General features: G+C 73.9%; 10 protein-coding genes. All 10 read left to right on the plus strand.

Annotation, left to right across the window (positions count from 1 at the left end):
* Window positions 1-5 precede the first annotated feature (5 nt).
* The 10 genes from ABT092_RS09730 (at window position 6) to ABT092_RS09775 (ending at window position 13867) form a co-directional block, all read left to right on the plus strand.
* Window positions 6-734: a T4 family baseplate hub assembly chaperone gene (locus ABT092_RS09730; protein WP_351241715.1), complete on the plus strand. Its 729-nt coding sequence runs from the start codon at window positions 6-8 to the stop codon at window positions 732-734.
* Entirely contained in the window at window positions 727-1431 is a 705-nt protein-coding gene (locus tag ABT092_RS09735) for a hypothetical protein (protein ID WP_351241717.1), read from the plus strand. The genes ABT092_RS09730 and ABT092_RS09735 overlap by 8 nt, the downstream gene beginning before the upstream one ends.
* Entirely contained in the window at window positions 1428-2615 is a 1188-nt protein-coding gene (locus ABT092_RS09740) for a Pvc16 family protein (protein WP_351241719.1), read from the plus strand. Before ABT092_RS09735 ends, ABT092_RS09740 begins: the two co-directional genes overlap by 4 nt.
* On the plus strand, window positions 2615-4591 hold the full coding sequence (locus tag ABT092_RS09745) for an ATP-binding protein (RefSeq protein WP_351241721.1): 1977 nt from the start codon (window positions 2615-2617) through the stop codon (window positions 4589-4591). The genes ABT092_RS09740 and ABT092_RS09745 overlap by 1 nt, the downstream gene beginning before the upstream one ends.
* The gene (locus ABT092_RS09750) at window positions 4588-4830 is read left to right on the plus strand and encodes a hypothetical protein (protein ID WP_351241723.1); all 243 of its coding nucleotides are present in this window, start codon (window positions 4588-4590) and stop codon (window positions 4828-4830) included. Before ABT092_RS09745 ends, ABT092_RS09750 begins: the two co-directional genes overlap by 4 nt.
* Entirely contained in the window at window positions 4827-11051 is a 6225-nt protein-coding gene (locus ABT092_RS09755; protein WP_351241725.1) for an eCIS core domain-containing protein, read from the plus strand. The genes ABT092_RS09750 and ABT092_RS09755 overlap by 4 nt, the downstream gene beginning before the upstream one ends.
* Before the next feature lie 32 nt (window positions 11052-11083).
* Window positions 11084-11647, plus strand: coding sequence for a hypothetical protein (locus ABT092_RS09760; protein ID WP_351241727.1), 564 nt, complete (start codon window positions 11084-11086; stop codon window positions 11645-11647).
* On the plus strand, window positions 11644-12285 hold the full coding sequence (locus ABT092_RS09765; protein WP_351241729.1) for a hypothetical protein: 642 nt from the start codon (window positions 11644-11646) through the stop codon (window positions 12283-12285). Before ABT092_RS09760 ends, ABT092_RS09765 begins: the two co-directional genes overlap by 4 nt.
* A gap of 42 nt (window positions 12286-12327) precedes the next feature.
* Entirely contained in the window at window positions 12328-12660 is a 333-nt protein-coding gene (locus tag ABT092_RS09770; protein WP_351241731.1) for a LysM peptidoglycan-binding domain-containing protein, read from the plus strand.
* Window positions 12661-12739: 79 nt separating this feature from the next.
* Window positions 12740-13867 (plus strand): hypothetical protein, encoded by a 1128-nt coding sequence (locus ABT092_RS09775; RefSeq protein WP_351241733.1) that lies wholly within the window; start codon window positions 12740-12742, stop codon window positions 13865-13867.
* The last annotated feature ends 8 nt before the right edge of the window (window positions 13868-13875 follow it).

Genomic DNA, 13875 nt, shown 5'->3' on the forward strand with positions numbered 1-13875 from the left:
GCGCGGTGGCTTCCCCGACGGACATGCTCGCCGCCTGGGAGATCGGGCTCGCGCTGCCCGCCTCCTCGATCCAGCGGACGGTGCTGCTGCACGCACTCGCCAGGCCCGGTCAGGAGGCCGAGGAACTCCTCGGCGTCCCGGTCGGCACCCGCGACGCCGAACTGCTGGACCTGCGCATCGCGCTCTTCGGCGAAGTCCTGTCGGTTCGGATCGACTGCCCCGAGTGCGGGGCGGAATTGGAGTTCGACGTCGACGCGACCGGCCTGGCAGCCCCCGCGCCCCGGACCGAACCGGAACCGCTGACCGACGGCGACTGGACCGTTCGGTTCCGGCTGGTCACCTCGGCCGACCTGCTCGCGGTGCGGGATGGGGCCGCCGGGGACCGACGACGGGAACTCGCGGCCCGGCTGGTGCTCGATGCACGGCGCGGTGGCCGAGCGGTGCGCGGGGACCGGCTGCCGGAGCGCATCGTGCACCTGCTCGCCGAGGCGGTGGCGACGGCGGATCCCGCGGCCGACATCTCGTTCTCCCTGGAGTGCCCGGACTGCGCCGCACGGATGCGGACCCCGCTCGACGCCGCGACCTACCTGTGGGACGAGCTCGACTCATGGGCCCGCACGACGCTCGCCGACGTGCACGCACTGGCGTCGAGCTACGGGTGGACCGAACCCGACGTGCTGGCGCTGTCACCGCTGCGCCGCCGCTACTACCTGGAGCTGGCCGGACATGGCTGAGACACGGACACCGGACCTGTTCGACCGGCTGCTCACCCGCACGGCAAGGCCCGGTCGGCCGGACGAGGCGGTGCCACTGGCACGACCGCGCACGGCGATGCCGTTCGAGCGGCTGCCGCCCGCTGCACCGACCGAGACCGAGGCCGAGATCGACGCCGCCCCGTCGCGGCCGGTACCGGAGACATCGCAGGCACCGCGGGCGACGGCGCGGTCCGGTCCGCGGGAGGCGCAGCTGGAGCCGGCGTCGGTGCTGCACCGGATCGAGCGGACCGTGCGGTCGATCGAGACGGTGCGCACGGCACCCCCCGGAGCGCCGGCCGTGGCGGGGGCGGTCGCACCCGTGGTCCTGCGGAGCGTCGTGGAGCGGGTGGCGCCGGCGCCGGCCGTGGCGACGGCGCCCGTCGAACGGTCCGCCTCCCCGCGGCTGGTCACGCAGCCGTGGCCGTCGTCCGCCCGCCCCCCGGCCGCCGCCCGGACGGCGGCCGCGGCACGTGCACCGGTCCCCCTGGCCGCCGGCTCCGCCCGGCGGCACGAGGCGCGGACCCCACCCGCCCCGCCCCCGGTCCGGGTCAGCATCGGCCGGCTCGAAGTGACGACGGCGACGCGGGAACCGAGGCCGCAAGGGCGCGACCGGAGCGGCCGGCCCGAGCCGGTCGTCGCACTGGACGCCTTCCTCAACCGGCAGGAGGCGACGTGAGCAACTACCTGGCGATCGCCCAGGCCACCGAGGCGCTGCGCGGCCTGCTGGCCCGCTCGGTGCAGTCCGACGTGCCCTACGCCGTGCAGGTGGAGGCGCGCAAGCCGCCGAGCGAGCCGATGACCGAGCCGGTCATCACGGTCTTCTGCTACCGGATCACGCCCAACGCGTCCCGGCGCAACACCGACACGCCCACCCGGGACGGCGACGGACGACTGCTGCGGACCCCCACGGCGGCGTACGACCTGCACTACCTGATCAGCTGTTACGGCAACGAAGCCCAGCTGGTGCCGCAGGCCCTGCTGGGCTCGGTGGCGCGCACGCTGCACGAACAGCCGGCGCTCTCCGCACGGGACCTGGAGGCCGCCGCCGGGCAGGTCTTCCTGGCCGGTGCGGACCTGGCCGCCTCCCCGCAGGCGGTCCGGCTGACGCCGTCGAAGATGGACCTCGACGACCTGTCGAAGCTGTGGTCGATGCTGATCCAGACGCCCTACACACCGTCGATCGCGTTCGACGCGTCCTTGGTCCTGCTGGAGAGCCGGCGGACACCGGCCGTCGGCCGCCCGGTCCGGGAGCACCGGGTCCGGGTGGTCCCGGGACGGCGGCCGGTGGTCGAGGAGCTGCGCAGCCGCCCGGCCGCCTCGGACACCGAACCGCGCTCCGGCCCGGTACCGGTGGGCCACGAAGTGGTGCTGACCGGGCACGACCTGAACGGCGAGGGGGTCACGGTCGACGTCGGCGGCGCGCTGGTGGAACCGTCCGTGGTCGACGACGGTCGGGTGGTGTTCACCCCGCCGGTCGGCCTGGCCCCGGGAGCGCACCCGGTACGGGTGCTGCACCGGATCGCGCTCGGCGACACGGTCCGGATCCTCGACTCGAACAGGGTCGCCATGGCGCGGCAGGCGACCGTGACCGCCGCCCGGGTCACCAACGGAGAGGTGGCGGCCACCCTGGACGTCGCGGTCGGCGACCGGCAACGGGTGTCGGTGCTGCTGGACGAGTTGGACGGATCCGTCGGCCATCGGTTCGACGCGCCGTACCCCCTGCCCGGACCACGGGACCCGAGGGAGGTCGAGGTCGCGACAGAGGGCGTCGCCGCCGGTGCCTATCTGCTCCGGATCCGGATCGACGGGGTCGACACGGTGGTCGGCGAGGACCTGCGCACGCCGGCGGTGGAGTTCTGATGGACGCCGGGCACCAGACCGACGCGGCGGCCATGTCCACGGCCACAGCCGAGGTCCTCGCGCGCCTCGACGCCCATGCGAGGGCCATCGCGACCGACGCCGCCGCGGGCGTCGCTGACGGACGGTCGCGGCGGCGGTCCCGGCACCCGGCGGGGGAGTCCCGGCGGGCCGCCGTCCACCCGAGCGACGACGGGGACCGGAAGGACTACCCCGCCGGGGCGGCGCACGGCGAAGGCTCCCTGGCGACACTGGTCGCCTGCTTCGGACTGACCCCGTTCGAACGGGACCTGCTGGTGCTGTGCGCGGCGATGGAACTGGGACCGACGGCGGCGGCGCGCTGCGCGGCGGCGAGCGGACGGGAGTTCCCGACCTTCTCCCTGGCCCTGGCCGCGCTGGCCGAGCCGCACTGGAGCGCGCTGACACCGGACGCGCCGCTGCGCCGGTACCGGCTCGTCGAGGTCGCCGACGACGGAGTGTTGACCACCGCGCGGCTGCGGATCGACGAGCGGGTGCTGCACTTCCTGCTGGGCGTGCCCCAGATCGAGCCGCAGGTGCAGGGCCTGGTCGCGCGCACCGCCGCGCCCGGCCGGTTGCCGGAGTCGCAGGCGCGACTGGCCGGGGAGTTGGCGGAGGCGGTCAGCGCCGACGGCGTGGCGGCGCTGTCCGGCGGCGATCCGCAGACCCGGCGCGAAGTGGTCGTCACCGCGGCGCGCGCGGCCGGATTCGGGACGTTCGCGCTGTCGGCCGCCGACCTGCCGACCGAACCCGCGGACCGCGTGGCGCTGGCCCGGCTGTGGGAACGCGAGGCGGTGCTGCTGCCCGCAGCCCTGCTGGTCGAGGTGTCCGACCCGGCGAAGGCGCCGGCGGCAGAGGCGTTCGTGGCGATGCTCGGGGTCCCGGTGGTGCTGTCCAGCCAGGATCCGCTCCCCGCCCCCACGACGCAGCGCGTGCACCTGGTCGTCGCGCCGCTGGACCAGGCCGAGCAGCGCGGGTTGTGGCGCGACGCGCTGGACGGCCGCGGCGGCGACGCCGATGTGGCGGCCCTGGTGGCGCAGTTCAGCCTGCCCGGACACGTGATCCGGGCCGCCGGCGCCCTCGCCCGCGAGGTGGGCGGCGATCTCCGGGCGGCGGCCTGGCGCGCGGGCCTGGCGCACGCGCGGATCGCGCTCGACGAACTCGGCCGCCGAGTGGCGTCCCGGGCCGGCTGGGACGACCTGGTGGTGCCGGAACGGCAGCGCGGCATCCTCCACGAGATCGTCGCGCACGTGCGGCAGCGCGCGACCGTCTACCAGGACTGGGGCTTCGAGGACGTGTTGCGGCGCGGGCTCGGCGTCACCGCCCTGTTCGCCGGCGGCAGCGGCACCGGCAAGACGCTGGCCGCCGAGGTGGTGGCGGGCGAACTCGGGCTGGACCTGTTCGTCATCGACCTCTCCCAGGTGGTCAGCAAGTACATCGGCGAGACCGAGAAGAACCTGCGCCGGGTCTTCGACGCGGCCGAGCGCGGGGGCGCGGTGCTGCTGTTCGACGAGGCGGACGCACTCTTCGGCAAGCGCAGCGAGGTGAAGGACTCGCACGACCGGTACGCGAACCTTGAGGTCAGCTATCTGCTGATGCGGATGGAGTCGTACCGGGGCCTGGCGATCCTGACCACGAACCAGAAGAAGTCCCTGGACCAGGCGTTCCTGCGGCGACTGCGGTTCGTGGTGGACTTCCCGTTCCCGAACCAGGCCGAGCGGGCCGAGATCTGGCGGCGGGTGATCCCGCCCCGGGCCCCGGTCGACGGGGTCGAGGTCGAGCGGCTGGCCCAACTGACGGTGGCGGGCGGCAGCATCCGGAACATCGCGCTGTCGGCCGCCTTCCTGGCCGCCGACGAGGGGACCGAGCTGCGGATGCGGCACCTGCTCGCCGCCGCGCACACCGAGTACGTCAAGTTCGAGCGCTCGGTGACGCCGACGGAGGTGGCCGGGTGGGTGTGAGCCTGCACGTGGACGAGCTGGTGATCCGCGGCGTCGAGGGCGTGCGACCCGTCGATGCCGAGCGGATCGAGCGTGCCTTCACCCGCGAGCTCACCCGGCTGCTGACCGAGCAGCCGCCGGTCGCGGAGGCCGTGTCGTACGAGGTGGTGAGCGGTCTGCGACCGCTGCCCGCGACCACCTCCGCACGCCGTCTCGGGCGGGAGTTGGCGCGTGCGGTGCACCGGGAGCTGGTGCGATGAGCGGCGTCACGCGGGTGCGGCAGCAGCAGCCGGAGCCACCGCGCCGCACGCGCGCGAAGCGGTCGGTACCGCTGCGGGACGCCTGGGCGCGACGCACGCCGCCGGCGCCGCAGGAGGTGCTCGCGCGGGCGGGCAAGCCCCTGGAACCCGGAGTCGGACGGCTGATGGAGGAGTGGCTGGGCCACGACTTCAGCGCGGTCCGCATCCACAGCGACCGGGACGCGGCGGTGCTGGCCGAGACGGTCGGCGCGGACGCGGTGGCGGTGGGCCGGGACATCTTCTTCGCCGCGGGCGCGTACCGCCCGGAGACCGCTCAGGGCTTGCGGCTGCTCGCGCACGAGCTCCTGCACACGGTGCAGGTGCCGGACGCGCCCGGCCGGCTGCGGCTCGGCCGGCAGGACGGCGTGCTCAGCCGGCCCCTGGACGGGGTCGAGCGCGAGGCCGAGGAGCGGGTGAACCGCGCTGCGGACGACCGGGCGGCCGGGGCCGGGGTCGGCGAACGGGAGGCACGGGGGCGGGGCGCGCAGCCGGTGTCCTGGCTGCGGTTCATCAGCGTCGACGTCTCCCAGATGCGGGCCGAGCAACTGGATCCGGCGACCCTGGTGGACCGGATCGTCGCCGGTGTGGTGCGCACCCTGCACGGCGATCCGGCGGACGCCGCGGGGCGGGTGCGGCAGCAACTGGTACGGCTGGCGCCGGAACTGCGCTCCGCCGTGCTGACCCGGCTGCGGCAGCGGCTGCCCTCGCCCGAGTGCCTCCGGGTCGAGCGCCTGGTGGCCGAAGCCGAGACGCCCGCGGGCACGCCGGTCGGCGCCGCCACCGTACCGGAACCCGTGGTGGAGCCGGCCGAGCGGGAGCGGACCGAACGGCGCGACCTGACGGAGCGGGAGGCGGGCGACGAACGGGGCCGGGCGGACCGGGAACGCGACGTCGAGGAGGAGCAGCGGCAGCACGCGCAGGACCGGGACCGGGAGCGGACCGACGAGGGCGCGGCCGACGAGGACGAGCGTAAGCAGCAGGACGTCGAACGCGAGAAGGAGGCGGCGCTCGACCACCGGCGCGGGGAGGCCGCCGCGGCCCGGGAGGACGAGCGGGGCGGCGAGGACGAGGAACACCGCCGGGCCGCCGCCGAGGACGAGCGGGCAGAAACGGAAGACGGGGAACAGCCCGCTGCCGAGGGCGCGTCCGCTCGGACGGAGGCGCCGACGAGCGGCGCGGCCGTGCCGCCGGCGGCCCCGGCCGCAGCGGGAGCGGACGGGGCCGGGCCGGAGCCGGTCGTCGGGGCCCAGGTCGCCACGGCCGCCTCCGTCGGCGGTGGCGGAGCGGACCCGGTGCGCGAGGACCGCGCGGAGGCGGTCGCGAACGACCCGCAGGGCCCGTTGGCCAAGCACGGGCTGGCGAAGGAGCCGGACGGACGGGACGAGCCACCGGAGCAGGAGCAACCCCTGCACACCGAGGCCGGTGCAGAGTCTGAGGTGTCGGCGCCGGACGTAGCCGCCGAACCCGAACCGCCGCAGCGGGTCGTCGAGGGCGCCGAGCAGGCGGCGGGGGCGGACGGGCCGGCACCGGACCCGGTGCCCAAGACCGACCCTGACCTGTCCGCGGTGCCCGCCGTGGACGAGGAGCTGACGGCCGCCCAGGGAAGTGCGCCGCCGAAGCCGCGGGAGCTCCCGAGTCTGCCCGCACCGCCACCGGTCGAGGCCGAACCACAGGACCCGGACCGCACGGAGAAGGCCGAGCGGGCCGCCGAGCCGGAGTGGGAACGCGCCGACGCGCAGGCCCCGGAGGACCGGGCGGTCGAGGCCGAAGGCGAACGGACCGCGTCCGACCCGCCGACGACGGCGTCCGCGGTCGAGGCCACCGCGCCCCCGGGTGCACCCGAAGGGCCGGCCGCCGCGGACCCGGCTCCACCGGCGTCGGTCGCCCCGGCTCCGGCCGAACCCGCAACCGCCGGGAAACCCGTCGACCCGGTGACGGAACCGCAGCCGACCGGCGGGGAAGCGGACGGCGTCGCCCCGGCCCCGCTCGGCGCGCCGGCCGGAGCGGGGGACTCGGGGCCCGGCCCGGCGACGCCCGTCCCGGTGGAACCACGACTCGCCGAACCGATGCCGGGCGATCCCCCGCTCGCGGATGCGGCAGCCGCACCCGGCGCGGGCCCGGGGGCAGCGCAGTCGACGCCCGGGCAGCCGGGACCCGGCGGAGCCGCACCCGGCGTCGGCCCCGAAGGGTCGCTGGAGACCGGCGGCGGCGGATGCGCCGGAGCGCCGACCGCCACGACGGAGGCCGATGCCCCAGGCGGTGACGGCGGAGGCGGTTGCGGGGGCGGTGCGCCGGCGGCCCCGGCGGCCCCCGCGGAGAAGAAGGCGGACGCCCCGCCGGACGTCACCGACCGGGAGCCGACGGCGGCGCTCGCGACGATCTCGTCCCAGCCACCGGCGCGGATCCCCCAGGCGCTCGGCGGCGTCGACCGGGCAGTGAGCAGCACGGTCGGCAGGGAGCACCGGGACCTCCGGGATGCTCCGCCCGCGCTTCGACGTCCGAGCGGCGCACCTCGGACCCGGGCGGGTGCCCCGTCGACCGGTGCGCCGGTGTCCACCGCGGTCGAACCGATGACGGAGGTGACCCCGCGGACGCTGGCCGAGCAGCGCAGGGCCGACCCGCCGCCGACCGCCGACACCCCGAACCCCGCGACCCGGGTCAAGGCCCCCCTCGTGGCCGGCGGCAACGAGGAGAAGGCCGGTGCCGCGGAGATCCAGCAACTGCAGGGCGCGGTCAACGGCGTACCCACCAGCGACGACCGGCTCCACACCACCGTCGGCGCCGCCCCCACGGTCACGCTCGCGGGTCCCACCGATCCGGCCCTCGCCGACGAGCAGCGTCGACAGACCGAGGACCGCATCCACCGGACGCATGCGCTCGGCCGGCAGGACGCGGCGGTCGGGCTCGGCGAGGACCAGATCCATCCGGACGTGCCCGGTGAGACGCTCACCGCCTCGGTGCCCGATCGCGCGTCCGCCGGCGGCGCGCCCACCACGGCCGGCGGCCAGGGCTCGGGCGGAACGGATCCGGACACCGTGTCGGCGGTCGCCGTCCAGGAACGCGGCCCGCAGATCCGGGCCGGGTTCGCCGACGGCCAGGGCCGGATGGGCCAGGCCCGGCAGGACAAGCAGACCCGGTCCGACCGGGCGGAGGAGGACAACCGGGCCCGGGTCCGGCAGGCGATCGCGGAGAACGGCGACCAGCAGGCCGCCGTGCGTCAGGAGGCCCGCGAGGACGCCGCTGGCAAGCGCGGCGAGTGGCGTGACGAGCAGGACGAGGCGGTCGAGGACAACACCAGGACCGCCACCGAGGCGCACGGGAAGGCCCGCGAGGACACCAGCGCGAAGAAGACCGACACCGACGCCGAGATTGAGAAGCGCAAGAACGCCGACGACGAACGGATCGAGGGGGAGCGCAAGGCCGCCGAGGAGAAGGCCCGCAAGGAGCGCGAGGCCGCGAAGGAGGAGTCCTCCGGTTGGTGGGGCTGGGTCAAGTCCAAGGTCAAGGCCGCGTTCGACGCACTCGTCTCGGCGATCAGGGGTCTGTTCGACCTGGCGGTCAAGGCGATCAACGCGATCAAGGAAGGCTTCAAGAAGGCGGTCAACGGCCTGATCGACCTGGCCGCACGGGCGATCACCGGCATCATCAAGGCCCTCGCGAACGCCCTGTTGGCCGTGGTGAGCGTGATCGGCACGGTCTTCCCCGGCATCGCGGAGAGGATGCGCAGGGCGATCGTCTCCCTGCGTGACGCGGCGATCGCCACCGTGCAGCGGTTCGCCGACCGGCTGAAGAAGGCGGTCAACGCACTCGTCGACGCCTTGGCCGGCGCCTTGGTCGCGGTCCTGCGACTGTACGAGAAGCTGCTGCTCGCCGCGGTCGAGGCGGTCCGCGGCGCGGTGACGGCGGCGATCGCCTTCGTCGAGTCGGCGATCAAGGTCCTGGGCGAACTCGCCGCACTGGTGAAGGACATCGCCCCCAACCCGGTCGGCTGGGTCCGCAACTTCGGCACCGCGGCCAAGGAGGGCGTCCGCACCTTCCTCTGGGGCGCTGTCAAGACCGCGGTCAAGGAGTGGTTCAACGCCAAGGTCGAGTCCGTGGTCGGCGTCGGCAAGCTGCTGTGGAACGTGCTGGTGAAGGGCTGCATGTCGGTCGCGCAGATCGGCCGGATGGCGTGGCAGGCCATCGTGAAGTCACTGCCCGCGATGATCGTCTCGATCGTCATCGAGAAACTCGTCGGTCTCCTCGTCCCGGCCCTCGGGGGCATCATCGCGATCGCGCAGGGGGTGATGGCCGCCTACCAGAGCGCGAGCCGGATCATTTCCGCGCTCAGTGCGTTCCTGACCTTCGCCAAAGCGGTGAAGACGGGCGGCGTCGCCGCCGCGTGCCTGTTCGCGAAGGCGGTCGCGAGCGGCGCGGTGGCACTGTTGGACTTCATCGCCAACTTCCTGATGGCGCGGATCGCGGGTGCGCTGAAGGGCGTCGGCGCGAAGCTCAAGGGCATCGCCGAGAAGATCATGAAGGGGCTCGGTCGGGGTGCCCGCGGGGTCAGGAAGGCCGCCGGCCGGGCGGTCAACGCCGCCCGCCAACAGCTACGGCGCGGGGTCGCGGCGGTCAGGCGCGGGGCCGTCGCCACCGCCGGCGCGGTCAGGCGCGGCGTCACCACGGGTGCGCGGGCCATCCGTTCGGGTGCCCGCCGGGTGGGCGCAGCCGCCGGGAGCGGCCTGCGCGGGGCGGCCCGGGGGGCACGGCGTGCGGCCGGCGCGGTCGGCCGGGTGGTGGCGCCCGCACTGAGGGCGGTCAACCGGACGGTCAAGCGGCTGGGCGGCCGGCTCGCGAACAGCAGGCTCGGCCGCGCGCTGAGGACGAGCGCCGGCAAACTGAAGGGCTTGGTGGCCCGGGGCAGGCAGAAGTTCAGGGACTGGCGCAAGAAGGTCACCGACCGCAGCAGGCAGAACCGCCGGGACAAGAAGGGGGCGGGGGAGTCCAAGGAAGCCAGGCTGGCGAGGATCGTCGCCCGGATCCGTCCCGCGATGAAGCGATTGCTCGATCGCGGTGTCGGGCGGAAGGTCATGAGCGGCGTCCTCCTCGGGCTGCGTGCGTGGTACCGGCTCTCGAAGCTGGTCGCGTCAACCGGACGGCACTTCGACATCAGGGCCTGGCTCAACCCGGTGGCCGCGGTGATCGCGGGCATCGAGTTCGATCCGAAGGCGCTGGTCAGCCATCTGCACCGGGTCTCCAAGGCCATCATCGAGGTGGGCCGCCGCGCGGCATCGGCACAGGTGGAACGGGCCAAGGCGCACAGCAGGACCAAACGGCGCCTGACCCCGGAGGAGCAGGATGTGCCGATCAAGAAGCAGCGCGAGCTCATCGAAGTGCGGCCGGGCGCTCGCGGGCACGACGTGCACGCCGTGATCGAACGCGATCCCAAGGCGAACCCGGCCACCCAGAGCATCATCCGCTACCTGGACGAAGGCCGCAGTTACAGCCACGACGTGAAGCGGAAGCAGGGCGGACGGTGGATCACCGTTCCGGGGCCCCCGAAGAAGCGCGTTCAGGTCGGTGCGGACGAGCACAACCAACTGGTCCTCATGGAGGACCCGAAGTCCGGCCGACTGCGTGCGCTGAGCTACTCCGAACTCTCGGACAAGATCGCCGGAACCGATCCGCGTGAGCAGCGGCGCATCGCGGTGGGTGCCCTGGCCAGGCTGGGGGGCATGACACCGGCCGGGCCCGATGCCGGGTTCTCCGACGAGTTGACCACCTGGATCGTGCACGCCGAAGGGCGCAGGAACCCGGCGGCGTTGGCGACGTCCGCACTCGCGCTGGACACCGTGGCCAACGCCCCACCGGGCAAGGGCGCGCCGAACCTGGAACGGGTGATCCGTGACCTCCCGATGTCACCGCAGGGCGCCCAGAAGAACGCCAGCAACCTCGGGAACGTGCTCGACGCCCCCGACAAGAGCCTCGACAAGGCACCCAAGGGGGCCCGTGAGCTCGCGCAGGCCGAGATCAACGTCGTCAAGCTCTGGGTCGAGACGCTCAACGTCCTCACCGACGACGACGCATCGAGGAAGGACGTCCAGAAGCGTCTTGAGAAGGCCATCGATGAGCGCTTGTTCGATATCTACGCTCTGACCCCGGCCGAGAGAAGATCCGTTCGAAGGGAAATGGGCTCGCGATGACAATCTTCGGTCCGAGAGCCACGCCACGGTACGTGCTCCACGCGCATGACGCGGAGCCCGTCGCCGAGTGGTTCGCCGCCGAGCACGATTGGGATCTGGTCGCACGTGATACCACCGATCCCGATCGCGGTGTGGAGTACGAGGCGGTCTGGGTGACGGAGGGGCCGGTGACCTTCCACTTCCGCGAGGACCACGTCCTCAACGAGGGATACGTCTACCTCGCGGGCCGGGACACGGCCCGGGTGGCGCGCCACGAGGCGGACCTGACCGCTTCCCTCGACATCTGGTCCAGGCAAGCGCTGCTGAGCGGGGTCGCCCGCCACGACGGGGGCCCCGAGCGGGGCCGCGCGATCCTGCGTGCCGGTCTGGGGGCTCCGCAGGAGTTCGACCCCGAGTTCTACGACCTGATCACCCGAGCGATGCGCGCCGACGAGCCGGTGATGCGCGCGATCGGCATGCGTGCCTGCGCGTACTCGCCCGTTGCGGAGTACCGGCCGGTGCTGGAGGGCATCGCCCGGAACGACGACGAGCCGGAGAACAGGGACCTCGCGCGGGCCACCCTGCGGGCGTTCGACGAGTTCGAGGTCGGCTCATGACCCGGTACGCGGACCTCCCCAAGCCGCTCCAGTCCGGCCTCGTGATCGTGGACCCCGAGCGGGGCACGCCGCAGCGGGTGATCGTGTTGCAGTTCAACCCGGACTCGTTGGAGCGCAGCATCGCGCCGCAGGCGGGCGGCGGGGAACAGCAGGGCGACCGGACCGAGGCGCTGCGGCTGAAGGGCCCGGCGGTCGAGTCGTGGAAGTTCACCGCCGAACTGGACGCCACCGACCAGCCGGCCGTGCCGTCCCCGCTCGGCATCCACCCGCACCTCGCGGCGCTGGAGATGCTGCTCCAGCCGCCGACCGCGCAGGTGCGCGAGAACAGCCGACTGGCCGGCCGCGGGATGCTGGAGATCACGCCCGTCGAGCAGCCGCTGACCCTGTTCGTCTGGGGTCCGCGGCGCGTCGTGCCGGTCCGGCTGACCGAGCTGTCGGTCACCGAGGAGGCGTTCGACCAGCAGCTGCAACCCGTCCGGGCCACGCTCGCGGTCGGGTTGCGCCTGCTGACGGTCAGCGACCTGCCCGCCGGGCACCGGGGCGCGGAACTGTACCTCGCGCACCTCGCCCAGAAGGAACGCCTGGCGGGACAGCTCGCCGCCGGCCGACTCGCCCAGCTCGGACTGACCGGCATCTGACCGGTCGTTCCTCCGAGCGTCGCCCGAGGAAGGGAAGAGGACATGGCAGGGCTGCTCGACGGCATCCCGGCGCCCGATCCGTACCCGCGGACCAGCAGGTACCACGGCATCGGGCAGGTGGTGCACACGACGGCGGACGGGCAGGAGGTCCCGTACACCCCGCGGCGGATCCTGCCGCCGCCGGAGCGGCTGGTGCAGATCGACGAGCACGTGGTGGTCGAGGGGGACCGCGCCGACAACCTGGCGAACCGGTACCTGGGCGACGCGGAGCAGTGGTGGCGGATCGCGGACGCCAACCCCGTCCTGGACCCGGCCGAACTGACCCGCACCCCGGGCCGGGTGCTGCGGATCACGCTGCCGGACCAGACCGGTTGACGGAGCGGCGGTCGTCGGGGCCGGCGCGTGGCGGCGCACCGGCTCGCGGGGCCGGTGAACGGAGAGGGAGGAGGAACCGATGGCGCAGACGCCCGTTCGGCTGTTGCTCATGATGGGGCGGCAGATCGCGGTGCCTGCCCCGGAGGCGGTGACCGAGGCGTTGCTGTCGGCGCAGATCACGGTCAGTGCGGGGCAGCGCAGCGGGTTCCAACTGGCGTTCGACTTGTCGAAGAGCGGGGTGATCGGGCGGACGCTGTTGCCCTCCGGGTTCTTCGACCCGCCGACCCGGCTGGTGCTGACGGCGATCGTGCGGGGGACGCCCACGGTGCTGATGGACGGGATCGTCCTGCGCCACGAGGTCGGGGTGAGCGGGGTGCCGGGACAGTCGACGCTGACGCTGACCGGCGAGGACCTGACGGTGCTGATGGACCTGGAGGAGCGCGAGGGCGTGCCCTACCCGGCGATGGGACCGGCGGTCCGGGTGGCGACGCTCATCGCCCAGTACGCCCAGTACGGGATCGTGCCGCTGGTCGTCCCCGAACTGGTGCCGCAGACGCCGCTGCCGACGCAGCGGGTGGACTTCCAGAAGGGCACCGACCTCGGGTACCTGAACGAGTTGGCCAAGGCGAACGGTTACGTGTTCTACCTCGACCCCGGTCCGGTGCCGGGGATCAGCAAGGGCTACTGGGGGCCGGAGATCCGGCTCGGCGTTCCGCAGCACGCGCTGACCGTGAACTCCGACCACGTGTCGAACGTGGACCAGATGACCTTCGGGTTCGACGGCTCGGCCCGGGAGCAACCGGTCGCCCGGATCCAGATCCCCGCCACCAAGGTGGCGCTGCTGCTGCCGGTGCCCGAGGTCAGCGTGCTGCGGCCGCCGCTCGCCGCCCGGCCCGCGCCGGCGCTGAAGAAGAAGGTGATCGCGGACACGGCGAAGAAGGACTCGGCGCAGGCGGTCGCCGAGGCGCTGGCCAGAGCGGTCGAGTCCTCCGACGCGGTCAGCGGCTCCGGCCAGTTGGACGTCACCCGGTACGGACACGTGCTGAGGCCGCGCGAACTGGTGGGCGTGCGCGGGGCGGGGCTGACCTACGACGGCCTCTACTACGTGAAGTCCGTGACCCACAACCTTCAGCGCGGCTCGTACACCCAGAACTTCACGCTGGCCCGCGAGGGCCTGGTGTCCCTGACCCCGGCCGTGCTCCCGTGAGGACGAAG

It is taken from the genome of Streptomyces sp. NPDC002490, assembly GCF_040296045.1.
In the GTDB taxonomy this organism is placed as follows: Bacteria; Actinomycetota; Actinomycetes; order Streptomycetales; family Streptomycetaceae; genus Streptomyces.